Origin of the sequence: Streptomyces sp. NPDC048734 (assembly GCF_043198675.1) — a bacterium.
Lineage (GTDB): Bacteria > Actinomycetota > Actinomycetes > Streptomycetales > Streptomycetaceae > Streptomyces.
Genome location: NZ_JBICUZ010000007.1, coordinates 191046 through 213211 on the forward strand (window position 1 = coordinate 191046; position 22166 = coordinate 213211).

22 protein-coding genes are annotated in these 22166 nt (G+C 73.9%); 8 read left to right on the plus strand and 14 right to left on the minus strand.

The features are described 5' to 3' along the window. Positions 1-44 precede the first annotated feature (44 nt). Positions 45-377, plus strand: coding sequence for an SCO0607 family lipoprotein (locus tag ACGFQC_RS20390; protein WP_393288457.1), 333 nt, complete (start codon positions 45-47; stop codon positions 375-377). 3 nt (positions 378-380) lie between these two features. On the opposite strand, the gene ACGFQC_RS20395 is transcribed toward ACGFQC_RS20390, so the two are convergent. After that, positions 381-1337 (minus strand): helix-turn-helix transcriptional regulator, encoded by a 957-nt coding sequence (locus ACGFQC_RS20395; protein ID WP_363089752.1) that lies wholly within the window; start codon positions 1335-1337, stop codon positions 381-383. 257 nt (positions 1338-1594) lie between these two features. Between ACGFQC_RS20395 and ACGFQC_RS20400 the strand changes: the two genes are divergently transcribed. From ACGFQC_RS20400 to ACGFQC_RS20410, 3 genes are all read left to right on the plus strand, one after another. Then, on the plus strand, positions 1595-1903 hold the full coding sequence (locus tag ACGFQC_RS20400) for an ANTAR domain-containing protein (protein ID WP_363089751.1): 309 nt from the start codon (positions 1595-1597) through the stop codon (positions 1901-1903). 575 nt (positions 1904-2478) lie between these two features. After that, positions 2479-3450: an alpha/beta hydrolase gene (locus ACGFQC_RS20405; protein WP_363089750.1), complete on the plus strand. Its 972-nt coding sequence runs from the start codon at positions 2479-2481 to the stop codon at positions 3448-3450. Between the two features lie 18 nt (positions 3451-3468). Further along, entirely contained in the window at positions 3469-4185 is a 717-nt protein-coding gene (locus ACGFQC_RS20410) for an alpha/beta hydrolase (protein ID WP_363089749.1), read from the plus strand. Between the two features lie 35 nt (positions 4186-4220). Here the strand turns inward: ACGFQC_RS20410 and ACGFQC_RS20415 are convergent, their stop codons facing one another. From ACGFQC_RS20415 to ACGFQC_RS20430, 4 genes are all read right to left on the minus strand, one after another. Continuing rightward, complete coding sequence (locus tag ACGFQC_RS20415; RefSeq protein WP_363089907.1) at positions 4221-5207, minus strand: DUF1731 domain-containing protein; 987 nt, start codon at positions 5205-5207, stop codon at positions 4221-4223. Positions 5208-5306: 99 nt separating this feature from the next. Continuing rightward, entirely contained in the window at positions 5307-6032 is a 726-nt protein-coding gene (locus ACGFQC_RS20420; protein ID WP_363089748.1) for a metallophosphoesterase, read from the minus strand. Then, complete coding sequence (locus ACGFQC_RS20425) at positions 6029-6364, minus strand: hypothetical protein (RefSeq protein WP_363089747.1); 336 nt, start codon at positions 6362-6364, stop codon at positions 6029-6031. Before ACGFQC_RS20425 ends, ACGFQC_RS20420 begins: the two co-directional genes overlap by 4 nt. After that, positions 6364-7053, minus strand: coding sequence for a nucleotidyltransferase family protein (locus tag ACGFQC_RS20430; RefSeq protein ID WP_363089746.1), 690 nt, complete (start codon positions 7051-7053; stop codon positions 6364-6366). Before ACGFQC_RS20430 ends, ACGFQC_RS20425 begins: the two co-directional genes overlap by 1 nt. A gap of 447 nt (positions 7054-7500) precedes the next feature. Here ACGFQC_RS20430 and ACGFQC_RS20435 point away from each other — a divergent pair, with 447 nt between their 5' ends. Beyond that, positions 7501-8259 (plus strand): IclR family transcriptional regulator, encoded by a 759-nt coding sequence (locus ACGFQC_RS20435; RefSeq protein WP_363089745.1) that lies wholly within the window; start codon positions 7501-7503, stop codon positions 8257-8259. A 145-nt stretch (positions 8260-8404) separates the two neighbouring features. Then, positions 8405-9610, plus strand: coding sequence for a PP2C family protein-serine/threonine phosphatase (locus ACGFQC_RS20440; RefSeq protein ID WP_363089744.1), 1206 nt, complete (start codon positions 8405-8407; stop codon positions 9608-9610). A 194-nt stretch (positions 9611-9804) separates the two neighbouring features. Here the strand turns inward: ACGFQC_RS20440 and ACGFQC_RS20445 are convergent, their stop codons facing one another. The 3 genes from ACGFQC_RS20445 to ACGFQC_RS20455 form a co-directional block, all read right to left on the minus strand. After that, positions 9805-10314, minus strand: coding sequence for a DUF4396 domain-containing protein (locus ACGFQC_RS20445; RefSeq protein WP_363089743.1), 510 nt, complete (start codon positions 10312-10314; stop codon positions 9805-9807). 418 nt (positions 10315-10732) lie between these two features. Next, positions 10733-13015 (minus strand): heavy metal translocating P-type ATPase, encoded by a 2283-nt coding sequence (locus tag ACGFQC_RS20450; protein WP_363089742.1) that lies wholly within the window; start codon positions 13013-13015, stop codon positions 10733-10735. Between the two features lie 109 nt (positions 13016-13124). Further along, complete coding sequence (locus ACGFQC_RS20455) at positions 13125-13421, minus strand: heavy-metal-associated domain-containing protein (RefSeq protein ID WP_363089741.1); 297 nt, start codon at positions 13419-13421, stop codon at positions 13125-13127. 463 nt (positions 13422-13884) lie between these two features. Here ACGFQC_RS20455 and ACGFQC_RS20460 point away from each other — a divergent pair, with 463 nt between their 5' ends. After that, entirely contained in the window at positions 13885-14187 is a 303-nt protein-coding gene (locus tag ACGFQC_RS20460; RefSeq protein ID WP_363089740.1) for a hypothetical protein, read from the plus strand. A gap of 55 nt (positions 14188-14242) precedes the next feature. On the opposite strand, the gene ACGFQC_RS20465 is transcribed toward ACGFQC_RS20460, so the two are convergent. The 5 genes from ACGFQC_RS20465 to ACGFQC_RS20485 form a co-directional block, all read right to left on the minus strand. Continuing rightward, a complete protein-coding gene (locus ACGFQC_RS20465) occupies positions 14243-16087 on the minus strand; it encodes an ABC transporter ATP-binding protein (protein WP_363089739.1) in 1845 nt (614 codons plus the stop codon). Continuing rightward, positions 16084-16521, minus strand: coding sequence for a lasso peptide biosynthesis B2 protein (locus ACGFQC_RS20470; RefSeq protein ID WP_363089738.1), 438 nt, complete (start codon positions 16519-16521; stop codon positions 16084-16086). Before ACGFQC_RS20470 ends, ACGFQC_RS20465 begins: the two co-directional genes overlap by 4 nt. Then, positions 16518-16772 carry a lasso peptide biosynthesis PqqD family chaperone gene (locus tag ACGFQC_RS20475; protein ID WP_363089737.1) on the minus strand — a complete coding sequence of 85 codons (255 nt, stop codon included), beginning with the start codon at positions 16770-16772 and terminating at the stop codon, positions 16518-16520. The genes ACGFQC_RS20470 and ACGFQC_RS20475 overlap by 4 nt, the downstream gene beginning before the upstream one ends. A 93-nt stretch (positions 16773-16865) precedes the next feature. After that, positions 16866-18716, minus strand: coding sequence for a lasso peptide isopeptide bond-forming cyclase (locus ACGFQC_RS20480; RefSeq protein ID WP_363089736.1), 1851 nt, complete (start codon positions 18714-18716; stop codon positions 16866-16868). A gap of 26 nt (positions 18717-18742) precedes the next feature. Beyond that, complete coding sequence (locus ACGFQC_RS20485) at positions 18743-18853, minus strand: keywimysin-related RiPP (protein WP_107102704.1); 111 nt, start codon at positions 18851-18853, stop codon at positions 18743-18745. Positions 18854-19639: 786 nt separating this feature from the next. Between ACGFQC_RS20485 and ACGFQC_RS20490 the strand changes: the two genes are divergently transcribed. Continuing rightward, entirely contained in the window at positions 19640-20845 is a 1206-nt protein-coding gene (locus ACGFQC_RS20490) for an oxygenase MpaB family protein (RefSeq protein WP_363089735.1), read from the plus strand. Positions 20846-20966: 121 nt separating this feature from the next. On the opposite strand, the gene ACGFQC_RS20495 is transcribed toward ACGFQC_RS20490, so the two are convergent. Then, complete coding sequence (locus tag ACGFQC_RS20495) at positions 20967-22163, minus strand: TetR/AcrR family transcriptional regulator (protein ID WP_363089734.1); 1197 nt, start codon at positions 22161-22163, stop codon at positions 20967-20969. Between the last annotated feature and the right edge of the window lie 3 nt (positions 22164-22166).

Genomic DNA, 22166 nt, shown 5'->3' on the forward strand with positions numbered 1-22166 from the left:
GCTCGCGCAGGCCGGTTCCGTCAGCCGTCGAGAGGGAGTCAGCCGTGCGTACGAACCACCGACCGCAGAACCCGTCCGCCACCCGCCGCGGGATCACGCGATCCGCCCCGGCCCTGGCGGGGCTGGCCGCGGCGCTCCTGACCGGCTGCTCCCTCCAGATCGAGGAGGCGATGTGCGGCGACGGCGAGTACCCGGTGCTCGCGGTGGGCAGCACGGGCGGCTCCTGCGTCCCGAACGTCGAGGAGCCCCCGGCGGGCTACGCCCGCTACCCGGAGGGAAAGGTCCCCGAGCACGTCGGCGACGAGTGGGACACCTACTGGAGCACCCGCACCCTCGACGGGCGCGGGAACGTCGTCGCCGCCCCGGACGCCGGGTGAACCTCAGCCGGCGAGCGTGCGGTGCGGCGGGTGGCCGTACGCGGAGCGGTACAGGGTGGCGAAGCGGCCCGGATGGAAGAAGCCCCAGCGGGCCGCCACGTCGGTGACCGTGGTGCCGTCGAGCGGGTTCGCGGCCCGCAGGTCGTCGTGCGCGTGGGCGAGCCGGACCCGGCGCAGGTGCGCCAGCGGCGTGGTGTCGAGGTGCCGCCGGAAGGCGTACTGGAGGGCCCGCACGGTGACGTGCGCGGCCGCCGCGATGTCGGCGACCGTGACCGGTTCGGCGGCGTGGTCGTCGATGTAGGCCAGCGCGCGGCGCAGCGTCGCCGGCCGGGCGTCGTTGCGGTCGGTCGCGGTCGGCTCGGTGAACGCCGTGTTGGGGAACGCGGCGAGGACGCCCGCCGCGAGGTGCTGGGCGGCGGTGGCGGCGACCAGCGGCTGGTCGGCGACGCCGGGCGCGGCCAGCACGTGGTCGCGCAGGTAGCCGATCGTCTGCCGCAGCTGTCGGGCCGCGGCCGGGGAGTGCGGCCGGTGCCCGGTCAGCCGGACCGGCCCCGGCCTGCGACCCGGGGCGGTGGCGGCCACCTGGGCGAGCAGATCGGTGTCGAGCATGGTGATGTTGTAGCGGGCCGCGCAGATCCGGCCCGAGTACGGCAGCTCCGGCGGGGCGAAGGACACCACGTCGCCCGGCCCGAAGGCGTCCTCCACCCCGTCGAAGGTGTGGTCCCGGATGGTCCCCTCGTGCACGAGGCACAGACAGATCCGGCCCAGCGGGGTGACGGAGTAGCTCATCTCGAAACCGAGGTCGAGTTCGTCGACGGTCACCGAGGGCATCGCGGCGCGGCTGACCCGCGTCCGGCCCGCGTCCGGCCCGCCGCTGTCGATGCGCATCCTGGCGTAGGCCCGGCTGAGGAAGTCCTCGGTCAGTCCGAGGTCGTCACTGTCGAAGAACAGCGTGTCCATGAATCCTTCGTCCGATGGGTCGAGCGGCCCGCACGCGGTGCGCCGGGCGGCAGCCGGCCGGCGCGCCCCTGCGCACGTTTTCCCCGCATCCCGGTGCGCATTCGTTTTCCGGATCGACACCGGTGATGTCGTTCGCCCGCGGTGCGGCCGGACCGGCCCGTGCTGTGCAGGCTGGACAGGGACGGCGCGGTGACGCCGCACTGGCCGCCCGCGTCTTCGCGGGCTCCTTACGAGGGGAAACACACGTGGAATGCGACATGGCCGCGGAGGAGGAAGTCGAGGCGCGGGTCGCCGCCCTGCAGGAGGAGGTGGCCCAGCTGCGGCAGGCCGTCGCCTCCCACGCCGTGGTCGACCAGGCGATCGGGGTGGTCGTCGCCGTGGGACGGCTGCGCCCCGAGCAGGGCTGGGAGGTGCTGCGGGAGGTCTCCCAGCGCACCAACACCAAACTGCGCGAGGTGGCCGAGTACGTGGTGCAGGGCGCCCACTGCCGCTGGCTCCCCGACGAGATCCACCGGGCGCTGACGGGTGCGCTGGCCCGCGCGCGGTCGGTGTCCACCGGGCGCTGACGGGTGCGCTGGCCCGCGCGCGGTCGGTGTCCACCGAGCGCTGACGGGTGCGCTGGCCCGCGCGCGGTCGGTGTCCGCCGGGCGCTGGCGGGTGCGCTGGCCCGCGCGCGGTCGGTGTCCGCCGGGCGCTGGCGGGATCGCCCAACTGTGCGCGGGACTGCCCCTGGCCCTCGCCTGCCTCGCCGCGCGCGCCGCCGCACACCCGCATTTCCCGCTGTCGGCCGTGGCCGCCGAACTGCGCGAGGCGCACGGCAGCCTCGACGCGTTCGCCCGCTCCGACGCCTCCGTGGACGTCGGCACCGTCTTCTCCTGGTCCTCCCGACGGATCTCCGACGCGGTGGCCCGGCTGTTCCGGCTGCTCACCCTGCACCCCGGCCCCGACTTCACCCTGCCGGCCGCCGCCGCCCTGGCCGGGCTGCCGGTCCGCCGCACCCGGCCGCTCGCCGTCGGCCGGGCGTCACGCGTTGTGCGCTCTGAGCACACTGCCGCTGCACCTGCGGGCAACTCCCGTCCGCGCAGCGCCTCTAGCGTGAACGGGCAGGGCAGACGCCCACCGTCAACAGCAGGAGAACCTCATGTCCGACGTCGTCGAGCCGGCCGCGCCGGTGCTGGAACCCGCCGCCCAGGCGTTCGTGGAGGCGACCGCGAACCCGCCGTACCTGTTCGACCTGGCGCCGGCGGAGGGACGCAGGGCCGTCGACGAGGTGCAGTCCGGCGAGATCGACAAGCCCGCCGTGGACGAGGAGTGGATCACCGTCTCCGGCGGCCCCACGGGCAGTGTCCGCGCCCGGATCGTCAAGCCGGTCGGCAGCCGGGGCGTCCTGCCCGTCATCCTCTACATCCACGGCGCCGGCTGGGTCTTCGGCAACGCCCGCACCCACGACCGCCTGGTGCGCGAACTCGCCGTCGGCGCGGGCGCGGCCGTCGTCTTCCCCGAGTACGACCTCTCGCCCGAGGCCCGCTACCCCGTCGCCATCGAGCAGAACTACACGGTCGCCCGCTGGATCGTCGAACAGGGCGCCGGCAAGGGCCTGGACGCCACCCGCATCGCCGCCGCCGGCGACTCCGTCGGCGGCAACATGACCGCCGCCCTCACCCTCATGGCCAAGGAACGCGGCGACGTGCCGCTGGTGCACCAGGTCCTCTTCTACCCGGTGACCGACGCGAGCTTCGACACCGGCTCCTACCACCGGTTCGCCACCGGCTACTTCCTGCGCCGTGACGGCATGCAGTGGTTCTGGGACCAGTACACCACCGACGAGTCCGAGCGCGCCCGGATCACCGCCTCCCCGCTGCGCGCCACCGTCGACCAGCTCACCGGCCTGCCCCCGGCCCTGGTCATCACCGGCGAGGCCGACGTCCTGCGCGACGAGGGCGAGGCCTACGCCAACAAGCTGCGCCAGGCGGGCGTCCCCGTCACCGCCGTCCGCTACCAGGGCATCGTCCACGACTTCGTCATGCTCAACGCCCTGCGGGAGACCCACGCCGCCGAGGCCGCGATCACCCAGGCCGTCACCACCCTCCGCACCGCCCTGCACACCGCCTGACCCGAGGAGACACCTGCCATGAGCACCACTCCCACCGTCCTCCTCGTCCACGGCGCGTTCGCGGACGCGGCCAGCTGGTCCGGTGTCATCACCGAACTCCAGCGCGACGGCATCCCCGTGATCGCCCCGCCGAACCCGCTGCGCGGCCTGGCGTCCGACGCGGCGTACGTCGCCTCCGTCGCCGCCCAGGTCGACGGCCCCGTGATCCTCGTCGGCCACTCCTACGGCGGCGCTCTCATCACCGTCGCCGGCGTCACGGAGAACGTCGTCGGCCTCGTGTACGTCGCCGCCTACGTTCTTGAGGAGGGCGAGAGCCTCGGCGAGCTCCAGGGCCGCTTCCCGCTGTCCCCGCTGGTCGACAACCTCAAGCAGTGGACGTACCCGGTGCCGGGCGGCGAGCCCGCCGCCGAGGTCACCATCGCCCAGGACGCCTTCCCGTCCGTGTTCGCCGCCGACGTGCCGGCCGAGGTCACCGGGGTCCTCGCCGCCGCCCAGCGCCCGCTGGCGGCCGCCGCGTTCGAGGAGAGGGCCGCCGCGGCCGCCTGGAAGACCAAGCCCTCCTGGGCGCTGGTCGCCGGCGCGGACAACGCCATCAACCCCGAGGTCGAGCGGTTCGGCGCCGAGCGCGCCGGTGCGACGGTCGTGGAACTCGAGGGCGCCTCGCACGCCGTCGCCGTGTCCCGGCCGAAGGAGGTCGCGGACCTGATCCGCGCCGCGGTCCGGGCCACGGGCTGACACGGGGGCGCAGCCGCGCGGACACCTGCCCCGCGTCAAGTCCGCGCGGCCGCCGGGCCCTTCCCCGGGGAGATCCCGGCGCCGCCCCGCCTCCGCCGCCGTACCAGGTCCCGCGCCGCTCCCGGCCACTCGGGGTGGTCGAAGGCGAAGCCCGCTTCGAGGAGGCGGCCGGGGGTGACGCGGCGGCTCTTCAGCAGGAGTTCGGTGTCCGACCGCAGGGCGAGGGCGCCGAGTGCGGCCATCCACCGGGTCGCAGGGAGGCCCACCGGGACGCCCCACGCCTTGCGCAGCGCGCGCATGAACGCGCGCTGGGGCAGGGGGACCGGGGCCGCGAGGTTCACCGGTCCGGCGAGGTCCTCCCGCTCGATCAGGAAGTCGACCGCGCGCACGAAGTCACGGTCGTGGATCCAGGACACGTACTGCGCGCCCCCGGCGACCGGACCGCCGAGGCCGAGGCGGGTCAGCGCCGACAGCACGTCGAAGACGCCGCCCCGGTCGGGGCTCATCACCATGGCCGACCGCAGGGCCACCTTGCGGGTGTGCGGGGTGTCGGCCGCCTCCTGCTCGCGCTCCCAGTTCCTGGCGATGTCGACGCTGTAGGACCAGTAGGCGGGGACGTCGGGCTCGGTGCCCCCGACGATTCCGGTGGCCTCGTCGTTCGGTGCGTCGAAGCGGTGGGCGTAGAGGGTGGCGGTGCTCATCTGGAGCCAGAGACGGGGCGGCCGGGCGGCCCCGGCGATCGCCTCGCCGACGGCCCGCGCGGAGTGCACCCGTGAGTCCATCATCTCCCGCAGGTTGGCCGGGGTGTAGCGGCAGCTGACGCTCCGGCCGGCCAGGTTGACCACGACGTCGGCACCGTCCACGGCCTCGGTCCAGGGGCCGGGGCTCCTGCCGTCCCAGGCGAGATCGCCGGGTCTCTCCGGCCGCCTGCCGACCACCACGACCTCGTGTCCGGCCGCGGCCCACGCCCGGCGCAGGACCGTCCCCACCTGTCCGGTGCCACCGGGTACGACGATCTTCATCATGAGGCTCCCCTCCCTCGTGTGAAGGGGAGCCTAGCGGATATTTGAACGCGTTCAAATGCGTGGAGCGATGTCGGACGGCCGACGCCTGGTCCGCCATCAGGCGGCGTGCAGCTGGTACACGTTGAACGCCCGCCGGATCACCGGCTGGGCCACGTTCCGCACGCGGACCCCGCCCGCCGTCATTCCGTGCTCGGTGCCCATGTGGGCGTGGCCGTGGACGGAGAGGTCGGCGCCGGCCGTGTCGATGGCCTCGGCCAGCAGGTAACTGCCGAGGAACGGGTAGATCTCCGGCGGCTCACCGGCGAGGGTGTCGGCGACGGGGGAGAAGTGGGTGAGCGCGACCCGGACGTCGCAGCCGTCCCGGCCCAGACCCGCCAGCGCGCCGTGCAGCGCGTCCGCGCTGCGCCGGGTGTAGCGGACGAACTCCTTCATCAGCGGCTCGCCGAACTCTCCGGCGCTGCGGCCCACGAACCCGCCGCAGAAGCCCTTGGTGCCGGCGATGCCGACGCGCGCGCCGGCGCACTCCACGACGGTCCCCTCACCCTCCAGGACGGTCACGCCCGCCTCCTGGAGGATCTCGGTGACCTTCTCGGGCTGCTCGTCGTGATGGTCGTGGTTGCCGAGCACGGCCACCACCGGCACCGGCAGACCCCGCACCTCCCGGGCCACCACCCGTGCCTCCTCGGGCGTGCCGTGCCGGGTCAGATCGCCCGCCAGCAGCAGCAGGTCGGCGCACTGGTCGAGGGTGTCGAAGGCGGGCCGCAGCAGGCCCTGGCTGTCGGGGCCCATGTGGATGTCCCCGACGGCTGCGACGCGGATCATGGCAGGTCCTCCGCATGGTCGGGTGAGGCGGTCTCGGCCACCACCACGTCGGTGTGAACGGCGAGTCCGGCCAGTTCCTCGTGGACGGTCCGCAGCAGCGTCTCGCGGCACTGCACGGAGGGCACCGTGCCGGTCACCACCACCGACCCGGCGCGCACCTCGGCGCGCACGCCCAGTTCGGCGAGTTCCTCGGCGGCGAGCCGGTCGTGCAGATGGGCGACGCGGTACTCGATGTTCTCGGCGCTCTCAGCGTTCCCGGTGTTCCCGGTGTTCCCGGCGGGCAGGCCGGCGCCGTCGGCACCGCCGCCCGTGGGCTCGGCGAAAGGTCCCATCACCGGTCCTCCTTCGGCCTCGGCGCAATGACGTCCAGCCGCTCCAGGAAGTAGAAGAACGCGTCGGGCATCGGCTCGTCGCCGCAGGCCCGGCGCACCCGGTCCCAGTCGACCTTCTCCCGGAGCAGACGGGCGACCGGCAGGACCGCCCCGAAGTCGCAGTGGTGCTCGGAGAAGGCGGCCACCCGGCTGTGCACCAGGTCGGTCGGCGACAGGACCGGCATGAGGACCGAGTCGACGGAGAGCCGTTCGGCCCGCTCCAGCAGTTCCGTGCTGACCGGCCGGTGGGCCAGTTCGAAGATGAGGTCGACCTGCTGGCCGAGGCAGTCGGCCTTCAGCAGCCAGTCCTCCGGCGGCTCGTACACCGTCAGCCCCGCCTCCCGCAGCGTCTCGGCGACGGCTTCCGCGTCCTCGGGGCGGATGGCGAAGTCGACGTCGTGCTGGAGGTTCTGGGTGCCGCCGTGGGCGTACACGGCGACGCTGCCCGCCAGGGCGAACGGGTGGCCCTTGCGCTTCAGGAGGGAACCGACCTGTTTGGCGGCCTCGAGGATCGCCTGGTTGCGGTCGAGCGGCAGCTCCTGCGCGGACATGTCGTTCGGCGGGCCGGGATCCGGTGCTCCCGTCGCCAGCCGCAGTTCCGCGACGCCCGCGGGCTGATCCAGAGCGTCGTCGTCCGCGTGCTGCGTCATCACTGCCCCTTTCCTGGACGGTCCGTCACCCGGCGCGTCCGGCGGGCCGGGTGCGGAGGACCGTGACGTCGAGATCTCCGGGTACCCGGCGGGGCGCCGTCGACACGAGTGCCCGCCGCACCGGGCCCCGGACGCCGGGCCCCGCCTCGCGAGCCGGCGGCCCACGGCGTCCTTGCCGGCCGGGGTGGCGCGGGCCGGCCCGTCGACGCGCGGGCCTCGTCCTCGTCGAAACCGGTGTCGGTGACCCGGGCGGTGACCCGGGCGGTGACCCGGGCGGTGACCCGGGCGGTGACCCGGGCGGCGAGGCCCTCGGCCGCGTGCGCCGACAGTCGACCGTCTCCCACCCCGCTCGTGCCGTCCGTGCCGCCCGTGCGGACCGGGTGCCCCGAAAGTGACGCGTCCTCCGCCCGCCTTGCCCGTTCCCTGCCCCTGACGCACGCTGGACGCATGGGTGCGCAGGGCGGGCCGACGCTGATCACGTCCGTCCAGCGGGCCTTCCGCCTGCTGGAGGCGGTCGGCGCGCACGAGAACGGTGCCCCGGCGAAGCAACTCGCGCGCGAGACCGGCCTGCCCCTGGCGACCGCCTACCACCTGCTGCGGACGCTGGTCCACGACGGATACGTGCGCAAGCTGGAGGACGGCGGCTTCGTCCTGGGTGACAGGCTCCGGACGCTGCACTCGACGGGCCGCGGGCAGGCGCTGCTCAACCGGGTCCGTCCCGCGCTCGCCGCGCTGCGGGACGAGCTGGCGACCGCCGCCTACCTCACCTTCTACGAGGACGGCGAGATCCGGGTCGCCGAGATCGTCGACGGCCCCCGAACGCCCCGCGTCGACCTCTGGGTGGGCTTCGAGGACGCCGGACACGCCACCGCGCTCGGCAAGTCCGTCCTGCGCGAGCTCGACGACGAGGCACGCCGCGAGTACCTCTCCCGCCACCACCTCCGCGACCTCACCCCGCGCACGATCACCAGCCCGGCCGAGCTGCTGCGCCGCCTGGACGCCGCGCCGATGGCCCCGGCCGTCACCGACCTGGAGGAGTACATCCTCGGCACGGTCTGTGTCGCCGTCCCCGTCTACAGCGGAGGCACCCTCGGCTCGCTCGGGGTGTCCCTGCCGGCGGACCGGCTGCCCCGGCTGCGGGAGATCAGGGAGCGGCTCATCCCGACCGCGGGCCGGGTGACCAGGGGCCTGTCGCTCACTATCTGAAAACCCCCTCCTTGTGACGCGCGGGTCGAACCCGTATTCCTGGAGGGAACAGGCGTTGCGGGGGGGGCGATCCCCCACGCGCAGATCTCCGAACAAGATCCCCCTGCACAGCTCCCCCTGCACAGACGAGGACTGCGGACACCCCATGAGCCAGGCCCGAGACCGTCGTGACGGCCACCGGACCGTGCGGCCCTTCAACAGACGCGTGCGCGTCCCCGGGGCATCGGCGGTCCGGCGGGCCGTCGCGTGGGCGGCCGCGGCGACGGCCGTACTGCCGGTGCTGCTCGTGACCGTCGTGGTGCTGGCCGTGGACCTCGCCGGCGGAGCCGGGGCGATCTGGCTGCCGCTGCTCGCGGCCGGGCCCGCGCTGGCCGCCACCACCAACGGTCCGCGCGGTGTCCTGTGCGTCGGTCTGCTCGCCGCGGCGTTCGGTGTCGTCCACGGCCTGCGGTACGGCGTACCGGGAGGCGATCTGGCCGCCGTGCTCTCCGTCCTGGTCGCCGTCACCCTGGCGAGCGGCCTGGCCAGCGTGTTGCGCGGACGCCGGGAACGGGTCCTCGCCGCCGTGCGTTCGGTCGCGGAGACCGCCCAGCACGCGCTGCTCGTGCCGGTGCCGCCCACCGTCGGCCCGTTCCAGGTCGCCGTCCGCTACAGCGCCGCCGCGGCCGAGGCCCGGATCGGCGGCGATCTCTACGCCCTGGTGTCCACCCCGTACGGCGTCCGCCTGATCGTGGGCGACGTGCGGGGCAAGGGGCTGCCGGCCGTGGGCACGGCCGCGCTGGTGCTCGGTGTCTTCCGGGAGGCCGCGCACGACGAACCCGACCTCCTCGCGGTCGTCGACCGGATCGAACGCAGCCTGGCGCGCAACCTCGGCCCCGACGACTTCGTGACCGCCGTGGTCGCCGGCCACCCGCGTCCCGGACAGCTGGAAGTGGTGAACTGCGGACACGCGCCCCCGCTGCTGGTCCGCGCGTCCGGCGTCGTCGTCCCGGTGGATCCGCCGCGTCCGGCCCCGCCGCTCGGCCTGCGCGCCCTCACCGACCAGACCCCCGACCTCCATGTCCTGCCGTTCACCGACGGCGACCAGTTGCTGCTCTACACCGACGGCGTCACCGAGGCCCGTGACGGCGACCGCGAGTTCTACCCCCTCCACGACGGGCTGGCGCGGACGCTGACCGACGAGCCGGTACGCACCCTCACCGCGCTCCACGCCGACCTGCTCGCCCATGTGGGCGGCCACCTGCACGACGACGCAGCGCTGATCCTGATCCGCAAACCGCTCCTGCCCCACCAGCCGGCTCACGCGTGCGTGCGCGGCGGTGAGGCGCCCGTCGCACGGGTGGCGGACTGAGGCCGGCGGCCCTTCCCGACGCACGGCGCGAGGAGGGCCGCCGGAACTCCGGCTACGGCCACGCGTCTCACGCTCCGGACACCCTGACCGTCGCGCGACGCCGCAACGCCGAAAGCCGGCAACGCCGCAACGTGTCCGGGTGTCCCGATCGGCACGGGGCGCCCGGACACGTCGCTATCGTCACCGCCTGATCGTCAGTGGTGGGCGTGGACGACGGCGTGGCCCTTGCCGCGGCCGATCATCCACTTGTTGATCGGAGCGGTGATCAGGAAGGCGACCGCGAAGCCGCCGAGCAGGGCCGACCAGAACAGCCCGTCGGAGAGGTGGGCGTCCATCGCGCCGGGGGTGAGGGCGATGATGCCGTTGTCGACGATCTCCATCACGGTGATGGACACGGTGTCGGCGGCGAGCGCCACCTTGACCGCGCTCCTGAGGCCGAGCCCGGCCCGGACGACGGCGAACAGGGTGAACGAGTAGCCGAAGAGGAACGCCAGCGTGATCGCCAGGGCCATGGTGGCCACGTTGCCCCACATCAGGGCGGTGCCGATGACCATGCCGAGGATCTCGCCGATGACGCAGCCGGTGAGGCAGTGCAAGGTCGCCTTGACCGCCGTACCCCAGGACGCCCCCGAGGCGGCGTGCGTTCCCCGGCCCGCGTGGCCGTGGTGCTCCCCGTGCGGAGCGTGGTGAGCGGTGTGGTCCATGACCGTCATCCCCATTCCTGTCGGGTGCGACCCGTCCTCCTGAGCCCCACAATCACCGACCATATACCCCGGGGGGGTATATGGCAAGGGTGTGTCGGAGGCTGTCGCCGTCCGTCGCCGGCGCGCTGCCGGTCTTCCCCCACATGGTCTTCGGCACCTGTGGCGCCCACGTCGACGACGACTTCACGAACCGCCTCGTCGTCAGCGGGGTGGACCTGTTCGCCGGCCACCGCGTCCGGGGCGGGACGGCTGGGTTCCGCGCCGGAACCGGAACCGGCCGACGCCGCCGGCGCCCTGCCGGTGAGGTGCGGGCACCGGGCCGAGTCGCCCGCCCGGCCCGCTCCCGCCCCGGCGCACCGCCGCCCGGCCCCTGTCCTCGCGGACGGCGACCGGGCGGCGGGGAGTACGGCGCGGGGGGCTACCTGAAGGAGCGCAGCCGCAGGCTGTTGGTGACGACGAAGACCGACGAGAAGGCCATCGCGGCGCCCGCGATCATCGGGTTGAGCATCCCGAAGGCCGCGAGCGGCAGGGCCGCGACGTTGTAACCGAAGGCCCAGAACAGGTTGCCCTTGATGGTGGACAGGGTCTTGCGCGAGAGACGGATCGCGTCCGCGGCGACCCGCAGATCGCCCCGTACGAGGGTCAGGTCGCCCGCCTCGATCGCCGCGTCCGTGCCCGTGCCCATCGCCAGACCGAGGTCGGCGGTGGCGAGGGCGGCCGCGTCGTTGACGCCGTCGCCGACCATGGCGACCGTACGGCCCTCCGCCTGGAGCCGCTTGACGACGTCGACCTTGTCCTGGGGGAGTACCTCGGCGATGACCTCGTCGATACCGACGGCCTTCGCCACGGACTCGGCGACGAGCCGGTTGTCACCGGTCAGCAGGACCGGCTTCAGCCCCAGCCGGCGCAGCTCGGCCACCGCCCGGGCGCTGGTCTCCTTGACCGCGTCCGCGACGGTCAGGACACCGCGCGCCTCACCGTCCCAGGCCACGGCCACCGCCGTACGCCCCTCGGCCTCCGCGGCGGCCTTGGCGTCGGCCAGCTCGCGGGGCAGTTCGATCGCCCACTCCCGCAGGAGCTTCTCGCGGCCGACGAGTACGGCGTGTCCCTCGACGACGCCCTGGACGCCGAGACCGGCGACGTTCTGGAAGTCCTCGGGGACCGGCAGGCTTCCCGCCCGGTCAGCGGCACCGGCCGCGACCGCCCGGGCGACCGGGTGCTCGGAGGCGTGTTCCAACGCGCCCGCGAGGCGCAGCAGTTCGCCTTCGGCCACACCCGGTGCGGTGAACACGTCGTGGAGCCGCATCCGGCCGGTCGTGACGGTGCCGGTCTTGTCGAGGACGATGGTGTCGACCCGGCGGGTGGACTCCAGGACCTCAGGGCCCTTGATCAGGATGCCGAGTTGGGCACCGCGGCCGGTGCCGACCATGAGGGCGGTCGGTGTCGCGAGACCGAGGGCGCAGGGGCAGGCGATGATCAGGACGGCCACGGCGGCGGTGAAGGCGGCGGTCGCGTCACCCGTGACGCCGAGCCAGGCACCGAGGGTGGCCGCCGCGATCAGCAGGACGGCGGGGACGAAGACGCCGGAGATCCGGTCGGCGAGGCGTTGCACCTCGGCCTTGCCGTTCTGGGCGTCCTCCACGAGCCGTGCCATCCGGGCGAGTTGGGTGTCCGCGCCGACCCGGGTCGCCTCGACGACGAGTCGGCCGCCGGCGTTCACCGTCGCCCCGGTCACGGTGTCGCCGACGCCCACGTCCACCGGTACGGATTCGCCGGTCAGCAGGGAGGTGTCGACCGCGGAGATCCCCTCGACCACGGTCCCGTCGGTCGCGATCTTCTCGCCCGGGCGCACCACGAAGCGGTCGCCCGTCGCCAACTGATTGGCGGGAATGCGTACCTCGGTGCCGTTCCGCAGCACCGAGACGTCCTTCGCGCCCAGTTCCAGCAGCGCCCTGAGCGCCGCACCGGCCTTGCGCTTGGACCTCGCCTCCAGGTATCGCCCGGCGAGGATGAACGTCGTCACGCCGGCCGCGGCCTCCAGGTAGACGGAGGACGAGCCGTCGGAACGGGAGACGGTGAACTCGAAGCCGTGCCGCATGCCCGGCATGCCGGCGGTGCCGAAGAACAGTGCCCACAGCGACCAGCCGAGGGCGGCGAGAGTGCCGATCGACACCAGCGTGTCCATGGTCGCCGCGCCGTGCCGGGCGTTCGTCCAGGCGGCCCGGTGGAAGGGGAACGCGCCCCAGACCACGACCGGGGCGGCCAGGGTCAGCGACAGCCACTGCCAGTTCTCGAACTGCAGGGCCGGGACCATCGCCATCAGCACCACGGGCACCGAGAGGGCCAGCGACACGAACAGGCGCTGCCGCAGGGTGACCAGCTCGTGGTCGGCGGCGGGCGCGGCGCTCCCGGCCTCGCCCCCGTCGCCCGGGGGAGCGGGCGGGGGCGGCTCCGCGGCCGTGTAGCCGGTCTTCTCGACCGTGGTGATGAGGTCGGCGACCTCGATGCCGTCCGGATAGGAGATCCTCGCCTTCTCCGTGGCGTAGTTGACGGTCGCCGTGACGCCGTCCATCCGGTTGAGCTTCTTCTCGATGCGGGCCGCGCAGGAGGCGCAGGTCATGCCGCCGATGGAGAGCTCCACCTCGGAGACGGGCGCGGGTGCCCGGTCGGGAGGCGTCTTCTCGGGAGCCGTGCTGGTCATGAAGGTACTCCTGGGGAGGGCCGGGACGTGCGGCGTCCGTATCAGCGGAGCGGCACGCCCCGGCGGGGAGGAATGCGCGTGCTCCGGGGCTGTCGGGCCCCGGACGGGCTCATGCCGTGCCGGCGAGCTCGTAACCAGCCTCGTCGACGGCGGCGCGGACGGCCTCCTCGTCGAGCGGGGCGGCGGAGGTGACGGTGACCTCACCGGTCCCGGCGACCGCCGTGACCGTGGTGACGCCGTCGAGTGCGGAGATCTCCCGCGAGACCGCGCCCTCGCAGTGCCCGCAGGTCATGCCGGACACCTGGTAGACAGTGGTGACGGCGCCGTCCAGGGTGTCGGCCGCGGCGTCCGAGTGGCACGAGCCGTCGGTGGAGCAGCAGGAGCCGGAGTTCTTCAGGTCGGTCATGGCGTCTTCCTCGGCTGTCGATGCGTGGGTCGCTTCCGGAGGGGCTCGATCCGCTCCTCCCGACAGGGTCGACTATATACCCCAGGGGGGTATGCCGGAAGTCCGGGGGGCACGCGGTACCCGATGTCGTTGAGCCTGTGCGACGAGCGCGACACGGCCGCCGCTCACCGGCTCCGCGCCGCGGCCCTCCACGACGTGCCGCGGCACGCGCCGTCGCGCGTTCCGGAGCTTGGGAGGGGGCGGCGGGACGGAGACCTCCGCCGGGGTGTCGCCGGAGGGGCGGACCCGGTCGGCGTGCCCGGGCATCGCCGGCAGCCGCCGTCCGCCCCCGGGACCGGCCCGCGCGGCGGCAGAAGCGGCCGGGCTGCGTCGGTCCCGGGGCGGGGCTGCCGGTCGTGGTGGGCGTCATCGGGCCGGTGAGCTGTCCGCGCGGGCCGCGGATCGCGGGCCTCCGTGCCGACTCGTGAGCGCCTACGCCCCGGTGCCGGGGCCAGTGCCGGTGCCGGTGCCGGGGCGGGTGCGGGTGCGGATGCGGGAGGAGTTCACCGCCTCCGCGAGTGCCGTGTTCGGCCTCGGTGGGGAGGCGGAAGCCGAGCCGGGGCAGGCGTTCCGGTCCCCGGGCGACGATCCGCGGCAGTCGACCGGACTCCTCGGCGGGTTCATGGTGCTGCTCCCGGCCGGCGCGGTGAGCCGCGCGGGGCGGCGGCCGTGCGAGCGTGCCCCGACGACTCCCCGGTCGGGGACGCGCATCGCCGCCCGGCCGTGACCGGTGCGGATCGCCGTCCGGGCCGGCGTGCTGCCCCCGGCCGGACGGCGGGACCTCACCCCGGTGTTCCCGCGCGGCTCGCGCTCCCCGGGTCCCCGCCCGGCCGGAGCATCTGGCCCGCGGCCAGCTCGCGGTAGAGAGCACTGCCGGCCAGCAGGTCCTCGTGGCGTCCGGCGGCGGTGGTGCGGCCGTCGTGCAGCACGACGATGTGGTCGGCGTGCTGCACGGTGGACAGGCGGTGTGCGACGACCAGCAGGGCGCACTCCCGGGCGACGTCCTTCATGACGGTGGTGAGTGCCGACTCGTTGATCGCGTCGAGGTGGGAGGTGGGCTCGTCCAGCAGGAGCAGCGCGGGGCGCGCCAGCAGGGCGCGGGCGATGGCGACGCGTTGCCGTTCGCCGCCGGAGAGGGTGCTGCCGCGCTCACCGACGACGGCGTCCAGACCGCCGGGGAGCCGGTCGACGACTTCCTCGAGACGGGCCAGTTCCACGACGCGCCGGATCTCCGCTTCCGGGGCGTCGGGCACGGCGTAGGCGATGTTGTCGCGCAGGGTGCCGTGGACGACGTGGGCGTTCTGGTCGACCACGGCCATGCGACGGCGGCACGCGTCACGGCTGAGCCGGGCCGCGGGCACCCCGTCGAAGAGGACGTGGCCCGCGTCCGGCTCGTAGAACCTTGCCACCAGGGCGAACACCGTGCTCTTGCCGGCTCCGGACCGGCCCACCAGGGCGACGTGCTGCCGGTGCGCGACGGTGAACGAGACGCCGCGCAGGACCGGCCGGCCGGGGTCGTGCCCGAAGCGGACGTCGCGCAGCGCGAGTGCCGGCTGTCCGGCGGTGGCGGACGGCGGGGGACAGGGGAGACGGACCTTCGACAACCGGGGCGCCGTGTGTTCGACGGGCAGCCGGAGTGCCTCGTCGACGCGCCGGTAGGCGCCCATCCCGCGCTGGACCAGGCCCACGGCGTGGAAGACGGAGGACAGCGGCAGGACGAGGTACGAGGCGTACAGCAGGAAGGCGACGAGGTCGCCGAGTGAACCGGCCCGGCCGTCGACGCGCAGGCCGCCGACGACCAGGACGATGAGGAAGGAGCCCTGGACGGCGAGTTCGACGGCGGGGCTCATGACGGAGGCGAACTTCGCGGTGCGCACCCCCGCCCCGTGGGCCGCGTCGACGCGTGCGCCGATGACCGCCGCCTCGCGCTCCTCGGCGCGGTGCACGCGGACCGTCGGCAGGGCCCCCAGGGCGCGTTCGAGGTCGGCCGCGATGGCGCCGACCGAGTCCTGCATGCGTTCGGACGCGTACCGGATGCCCTTGAGCAGGGAGGCGACGACCAGGGCCGCCGCGGTCACGACGACGGCGACCAGGAGCAGCAGCAGGGGGTCGAGCCACGCCATGAGGACGATCGCCCCGGTGGCCACGAGGCTGCCCGTCACCAGGTCGACCAGCGCCTGCGACACGACCTCCCGGAGCAGGGTGGTGTCGGCGGTCACCCGGGAGATGAGGTCGCCGCGCCGGTGGCGGTCGTACTCCCGCATCTCCAGCCGGAGCAGCCGTCCCACCAGGGTGTGCCGAAGCTGCCGTACGACACCTTCGCCCGTCCGTTCCAGGAGGAAGCGCCCCGCGGCTCCGGTCGCCGCTTCGGTGACGAACAGCGTGCCGAGCAGTGCCAGCAGCGGCCAGACGACCTGCCCGCGCCCGCTCGCGTCCACGACGTGCTTGGCGACGAGCGGCTGGGCCAGGCCCAGGGCGGAGCCCACCAGGGTCAGCACGGTGGCGACGGCGACCTCCCTGCGGTGCCCGGCGACGAGCCGGTACATCGTGGCCACCGCCGCCCGAGTGGATCTGTCTCCCTCGAGGACCCCGGTCCGGCCGTCGTCCAGGTCCGGCGTGCCGGTCATCGGTCCGTCGGCCGGGCCAACGGGGCGACGGCCACCAGCCGGGCGAAGTAGCCCTCCGGCACGCCCTCGCCCACCGGGCGGCCCTCCGCCTCGATCCAGGCGTGCGCGGTGAAGGGCGGGACGACGCGCACCCCGGTGCACCAGGTCGGCCACGTCCCGCCGAGCCGGCACAGCAGCACCGCCCCCAGGGAGCGCGGCAGGCACCCCTTCGGTCCGGCGCAGTGCAGACTGGCGGCGCACATGGCGTCGCGTGCCCTCTGGGCCTGCGCGGCGGTGGCGGGAGCGGCACCGCGTCGCAGGACGCCGAGTACGGCGCGGATGCGACGGGGCGGCAGGAGGGCGAGGACCACGGCCGGCAGCAGGACGAGGCGGGCGGACAGGCGTCGGGCCAGGGGAACACCGGTCGGCCGTTCCAGCGCGCTGGGCGTCGTCATGAGGCGAGTCCCGAGTTCCGCAGCTCACGCACGAGCGCCTCGACGTCCGTCAGGGCCTGCGCCTGGTCGATGTCGAACTCCCCGGCCAGGGCGGCGGCCGCGTCCGACTCCGTGCCGCCGTCGAGCAGTGTCCGCACGACCAGGGTGGCGGTCGGATTCAACTCCCAGTAGGCGCCCACCCGTTCGTCCAGGAGGACCGTGCCGTAGTCGGTCTCGGCCGTGGAGACGTTGTCGCCGAACCGCAGGGACATGAGGAGGCCTTTCTGTCGGGCGGACGTGGGGCGTGGGGCGCGGGGGACGTACGGACACGGGCACGGGGACGGGTCGTCGTGCGGCGGTCGTGGTCAGGGGCGGGGGGCGCGGGCGCGGCCGGGGGCGAGTCCCCGCAGCCAGACCTCGGCGGCGATCGTGGAGTAGAGGATGGCGTCGGACAGTCCCGGAGAGGCGGGCCGCCGGGCGAGGCGGCGCAGTTCGGCGCCGTCGACCAGGCCCAGCGCCTCCAGCCGTGAGTCCTCCCACAGGGCCAGCAGGTCGGCGCGGTGTTCCCGCAGTCCGTTGGCGGCGTCCATGGAAGCCGTGGCCTTGTCGGCCCGCCGCAGGCACGCCTCGGGCACGATCCCGCGCATCGCGGCGGTCAGGACGGGCTTGTACGTCCAGGGCGAGACGCGCTCGCCCGGCCGCACCGCGAGGCAGGCCTCGATGACCCGGTCGTCGAGGAAGGGCGAGGCCATCGGCAGACCGGCGCGGGCCGCCATCCGGTCCCACTGGCGGATGACGCGGGTGCACGAGCGGATCTGCTCCAGGTCGCTGTGCATGCCCCGGTCCGGATGCAGCGGCGAGACCCCGGCCGCGGACGCGAGCAGGGCCCGGCGGGCCATGCGCTCGGCCTCGGGCGTCACCCAGTCGAACAGGCGCGGCGCCATGCCCCAGCCGAGGCCCGTCGCGACGGACGGGGGCGAAGGGGCGCGCAGCCGGCCGGCGGCGTCGGCGAGCCACTTCCCGTACGGCCGGGAGTCGGCCAGGGCGCGGACCGTGCCGTCGAGCGGCCACTGCCACAGCGCCCGGAAGCCGCGCAACTGCCGCACGGCCGGCAGGGGGCGGGTGCGCAGCATCCGGTGGTAGTACGCCTCGGAGCACCATGCCACGTGGTCGCCCCCGATGCCGGTCAGGTGCACCCGGCTGCCCCGTGCGGCGAGACCGGGCAGATGGTGCAGGACCCGGGAGCGGTCCATGACGCCGATGGTGGGCTCGTCGAGGAGGTCGTCGACGCTGAGCAGGTCCTCGTAGACCAGCGGCGAGGCGTCGGCGTCCCAGACCACGTGCTCGACGTCGGGCAGGTGGTCCATCGCCCTCTCGGCCCAGTGCAGGTCGGTGTCCGCCGGATCGCGTCCCGGCCACGTGCTGGCCAGCACGCGGGCGGGGGAGCGGTCGGCGAGGAAGCAGACGGAGGTGGAGTCGAGGCCTCCGGAGAGGTCGCAACTGACCACGCCGCCCTGCCGGGTGCGGGCGTCCACGGCCTCCCGCAGCGCCTCGCGGATCAGGGGCGCCGCCTCGGCGAGCGGCCGGTCCGGCTCCGGTGGTGTCCACCAACGCGTGTGCCGGACGGTGCGCCCGTCGGCCGCGACGATCACGGCGTCCTGCGGGGGAACGGCGGTGACCGCACGCCACAGCGACGTTTCGGACAACGGGTAGGGGGCGGGCCACAGCAGCCTGACGGCCAGCTCCTCGACGTCGGGGTCCAGGCCCAGGACGGCGGCGAGCGTGTCGGCGCGGGTGGCGGCCACCCGCACGCCGTCGATCTCCGCGTGGAAGACGAGTCGCAGTCCGGAGGCGGTGCCCTGCACCCTGACCTGCCCGTCGAGGGCACCTGCGAGGTGGAAACTGCCGGGAAGGGACCGGGCCAGGGCGTCCAGCTCCGCGAGATCCCGCAACCGTGCGGCTCGGCGCCGCAGTTCGTCGGCGTCGATCGGACAGCAGCCGACCACGGCGAGGCGGACGCCGCCGGCGGACGCCGTGACGGCCTCGTCGTCGTGCCAGTGGCCGACCAGCCAGGGCCGGCCCGATGCATGCGTGAGGGTCCGGCTTCCGGGACGGGCGAAGGAGCGGGCCACGGCGGCCGCGTCCGCACGGTCGGTGAAGACCGCGAAGTGCGCGTCGCCGGGGCCCGTCCCCGCACTTTCGTGCAGTTCGGTCATGTCGTCGGGTCAAGGACCGTCGGTCGTCAGTTCTTGCTCAGGATCAGCCGGTCGTTGCCGGAGCGTCCCAGGAGCCCCGTCTCCTTGCGGAAGGTGCCGAGTCGGACGAGCGTCGGAGCCTCGTAGGCCTTCTTCATGGCTACTCCTCACGTACGGATCTTCTTCCGCCGACTTCCCCGCCCGACGGCCCCGGGACTGCCCGGTGCCGTCGGTCCGGCCGAGGGTTCGTCCGGAACCCGGCCGGGAAGTGGGCGCGGCACCCAGCTAGCTGCAGACCGTGCCTGCCGGGCAAGAGCGTTTCCGAAGCTCAGCTCATATGAAGAGTCCGGATTCCGTGGAGATCACACCTCTCCGTTCGTGTCCGTTTCTTCGCCGCGTTGTTCGGGGACCGGGCGGGTGACAAGCGGAAGGAACGTTTCGACCTGCGGCCGGCCGCACGCCTGCCGCTCCGCTCGGACACGCCGGACGGCGGCCAGGGGACGGCGCCGCCAGGCGCACGTTTCGCCGCCGGCCGCGCGCCGTTTGCCCATGTTCGAGCCCCCACCGATTCCGTGGACACCGTCACCGGGCTGATGCCCCCACCGGGCCGACGGCCCCACCAGGCGGTTCGGCGGTGCCGCGCCGGCGGCGGCCCGGCGGCGGTCCCCGCTCGCCGAGGACGGTCACGTCGGCGTCGGCACCGACGCCGACGGCCGTGTGCGGCACAGGAGGCCGGGTGGCGCGAGGGCGGCCGGCGATGCGCGCGGTTCCGCCGACATCGACGACGAGCCCTCGGTCATCACCATTGCCGACCGTGACACACCTCGCTATGTTAATCGAAAATCACATCCGTGCGACAAGCTTCGGCGCGCACTGGTCGTACAACCGGCAAGTCTGCGAAGGCATCTGGAACCATCTGGCCCATCAGGGAAGCAGGTAAGTCAATGGAGAACCTCAGCAGGCGAAGGGCTCTGTCCCTCGGTGTCGCACTCGGCCTCGTGGCCGTGGCGAACCCCGCCCGGGCGTCGGTGCCGGCGTCGACCGGGTCGGTGACCGGAGCCGCCGCGGGAACCGGTCCGGAGTGGATCTGGGACAACGCGGCGGACCCTCTGATGGCTTCGATGCTCGACGACGGACACGTGCCGGCGATCAACACGGCATGGGCGTCGTGGGTGAACAACAACGACCCGCTGCCCAGCGGCCTGCCGGCCGCGTTCACCGCGTACCTGGGGCAGGTCAACCGGCTGCCCTCCTGGGCCGACCCCGCCAAGCTGGCCCGCGCCGCCGACTTCAACCGGCGCCGGGACACCTACCTCTTCATGCTGTACGGCCTCGGCAGCGGCATCATGAGCACCGTGATCCCGCGCGAGGCCAAGAGCGTCTACTGGTCCGCGGGTGGCGCCGACATGCAGGACCGCGCGGCCAAGACGTTCACGTTCGGCTACGACCTGTCCCAGCTGGGGGCCTTCACCCCGAGGGGACAGTTCGTCGTCACCGCCAACAAGACGCGCGTGGTGCACGCCGCGGTGCGTCACCTGCTGCCGCAGTCGCCGCACTGGCGGGCGGTCGCCGACGAGAGCGTCCCGATCAGCGCCGCCGACATCCTGGTCACCTTCCACAGCCTGGGCACCTACGTGCACCGGAAGCTGCTCGACTGGAGGATCCCGTACCCGGCCGCGGACCAGGAGGCGTTCCTGCACTCGTGGCAGGTCGCCGTCCACCTGCTCGGTGTGCCGTACGAGCACATCCCCCGGACCTGGGCGGAGGCCGAGAGGCAGTCGGCGCAGGTGCTCACCCCGATCCTGACCCCGTCGACCGAGGGCATCGCCCTGGCCGAGGAACTGCTCGGCCTGACCGCGCAGATCGACCTCGGCGTCACGCGCGGGTTCCTGAACGAGTTCGTGCGCTACGTCCTCAGCGACGAGGTCGGCGACTGGCTGGGACTGAAACGCGACTACGCGTCGGCGGCCCTGGTCCGCACCGCCTGGCCGGCGTACATCCTGTTCCGTGAGGGGCTGTCGCCCGTCATGCCCGGCACCTTCTACATGTTCGACCAGTTCGTGCGCGCCCTGGCCATGCTGTTCCTCAACAAGGGCTCCTCCGGGACCACCACCCCCATCACGATCCCCACCGGAAACAGGGCGGGCTGAGCCGGCGATCCGGTCCCACCCGTGCCCGCCCCGCGGCAGACGGGCCAGGGCGGGCATCAGGGGGACGCGCGCGAGGCGCTTCACGACGCGGAGCCCCGTCGCCGCTCGGTTCCGAGGCAGGTCAGAGGCCCAGAGCGCTCACGACCAGAGCCGTCACGGCCGCACGGTGGTCGGGGCTGTCCCGCCACCGCAGTCTGCGCCCCGCCTCGACCACCACGCCGAACCCCGCGTGCACCAGCACCCGGGCCTGGCGCGGGTACAGCTCCGGACGGGCCAGCCGCAACTGCTGCTCCCAGACGGCGATGTGTTCCCGCTGCGCGACGACCAGGGGCCGCCGCAGGTCGGCCGGCAAGCCGGCCAGCTCGGCCTCGGCGACGCTGTTCAGCTCGGTGTGCTCGAAGCAGTAGGCCACGTACGTCGCCGCCAGCGCGACCACGGCGTCGTGCGGGCCGGCCACCTCGTGCAGACTCCGCTCCACGCCCTGGGCCAGCAGTCCCGCCGCCTGGAGGCATGCCGCCGCCAGGATGTCGACCTTGCCGGGGTAATGGCGGTAGAGCGCGGACGGGGTCAGTCCCACCGCCTCCGCGATCTGTCCGTTCGTGACGTTGGCGAAACCGTCCCGGGCGAACAGCGGGACGGAGGCCGCGAGGATCTCCGCGCGTCGCGTGCGCGGCACCGGCCGGGCGGGCAGCTCGACGGGGCGCGCGGCCCGCCGTCCCGCCGCCGGACCCGTCGCGGCCACGCGCAGCGCGGACGCCAGGAGCAGGGTCTCGGCGCGGCGCCCGGCGATGGAGGTGTGGTGCATCGTGATGGACCCGATCGCACCGAGGGCAGCCATGGCCCGCAGACGGCCGTCGGGCAGGGGGAGCTCGCGCTGCACCGCCTCGTCGACCCGCTCGACGAGGCGACCGAACTTCCCCCCGAGACGTCGGCGGTCCTCGTGGTTGAGGTACCGGGCCTCCCAGCGGTACACCCCGCCCGACGCGCGATGGGCGACGGTGACCCGGGTGACGGCGGTCAGCACTTCCGTCAAGGGCGCTCCGGACGGCACCTCGTCGAGTGCGGCGGCCAGTCCGTCCACCATGACGTGGGCGCACTCGGCGAACAGCGCGTACTTGTTCGGGAAGTGCCGGTACAGAGCGGCCGCGGTGATACCCACGCCGGCGGCGACCTCCTCCATGGACGCCTTGTGGTAGCCGCGCTCGCTGAAGACCCGCCCCGCCGCGTCGAGGATGAGCTGCCTGCGATTGCGGGGCCGCGTGCCCGGGGCCGGATCGGCGGTCGCGGCCGGACGGGCGGACGGGGAGGCGGGAGCCATGCG

Coding starts and splice junctions, on each gene's coding strand:
- ACGFQC_RS20495 (WP_363089734.1), bottom strand. CDS start 22,163: ATGGCTCCCGCCTCCCCGTCCGCCCGTCCGGCCGCGACCGCCGATCCG.
- ACGFQC_RS20400 (WP_363089751.1), top strand. CDS start 1,595: ATGGCCGCGGAGGAGGAAGTCGAGGCGCGGGTCGCCGCCCTGCAGGAG.
- ACGFQC_RS20470 (WP_363089738.1), bottom strand. CDS start 16,521: ATGACGACGCCCAGCGCGCTGGAACGGCCGACCGGTGTTCCCCTGGCC.
- ACGFQC_RS20465 (WP_363089739.1), bottom strand. CDS start 16,087: ATGACCGGCACGCCGGACCTGGACGACGGCCGGACCGGGGTCCTCGAG.
- ACGFQC_RS20475 (WP_363089737.1), bottom strand. CDS start 16,772: ATGTCCCTGCGGTTCGGCGACAACGTCTCCACGGCCGAGACCGACTAC.
- ACGFQC_RS20430 (WP_363089746.1), bottom strand. CDS start 7,053: ATGACGCAGCACGCGGACGACGACGCTCTGGATCAGCCCGCGGGCGTC.
- ACGFQC_RS20485 (WP_107102704.1), bottom strand. CDS start 18,853: ATGAAGAAGGCCTACGAGGCTCCGACGCTCGTCCGACTCGGCACCTTC.
- ACGFQC_RS20410 (WP_363089749.1), top strand. CDS start 3,469: ATGAGCACCACTCCCACCGTCCTCCTCGTCCACGGCGCGTTCGCGGAC.
- ACGFQC_RS20425 (WP_363089747.1), bottom strand. CDS start 6,364: ATGGGACCTTTCGCCGAGCCCACGGGCGGCGGTGCCGACGGCGCCGGC.
- ACGFQC_RS20480 (WP_363089736.1), bottom strand. CDS start 18,716: ATGACCGAACTGCACGAAAGTGCGGGGACGGGCCCCGGCGACGCGCAC.
- ACGFQC_RS20435 (WP_363089745.1), top strand. CDS start 7,501: ATGGGTGCGCAGGGCGGGCCGACGCTGATCACGTCCGTCCAGCGGGCC.
- ACGFQC_RS20405 (WP_363089750.1), top strand. CDS start 2,479: ATGTCCGACGTCGTCGAGCCGGCCGCGCCGGTGCTGGAACCCGCCGCC.
- ACGFQC_RS20490 (WP_363089735.1), top strand. CDS start 19,640: ATGGAGAACCTCAGCAGGCGAAGGGCTCTGTCCCTCGGTGTCGCACTC.
- ACGFQC_RS20440 (WP_363089744.1), top strand. CDS start 8,405: ATGAGCCAGGCCCGAGACCGTCGTGACGGCCACCGGACCGTGCGGCCC.
- ACGFQC_RS20420 (WP_363089748.1), bottom strand. CDS start 6,032: ATGATCCGCGTCGCAGCCGTCGGGGACATCCACATGGGCCCCGACAGC.
- ACGFQC_RS20455 (WP_363089741.1), bottom strand. CDS start 13,421: ATGACCGACCTGAAGAACTCCGGCTCCTGCTGCTCCACCGACGGCTCG.
- ACGFQC_RS20450 (WP_363089742.1), bottom strand. CDS start 13,015: ATGACCAGCACGGCTCCCGAGAAGACGCCTCCCGACCGGGCACCCGCG.
- ACGFQC_RS20445 (WP_363089743.1), bottom strand. CDS start 10,314: ATGGACCACACCGCTCACCACGCTCCGCACGGGGAGCACCACGGCCAC.
- ACGFQC_RS20395 (WP_363089752.1), bottom strand. CDS start 1,337: ATGGACACGCTGTTCTTCGACAGTGACGACCTCGGACTGACCGAGGAC.
- ACGFQC_RS20415 (WP_363089907.1), bottom strand. CDS start 5,207: ATGAAGATCGTCGTACCCGGTGGCACCGGACAGGTGGGGACGGTCCTG.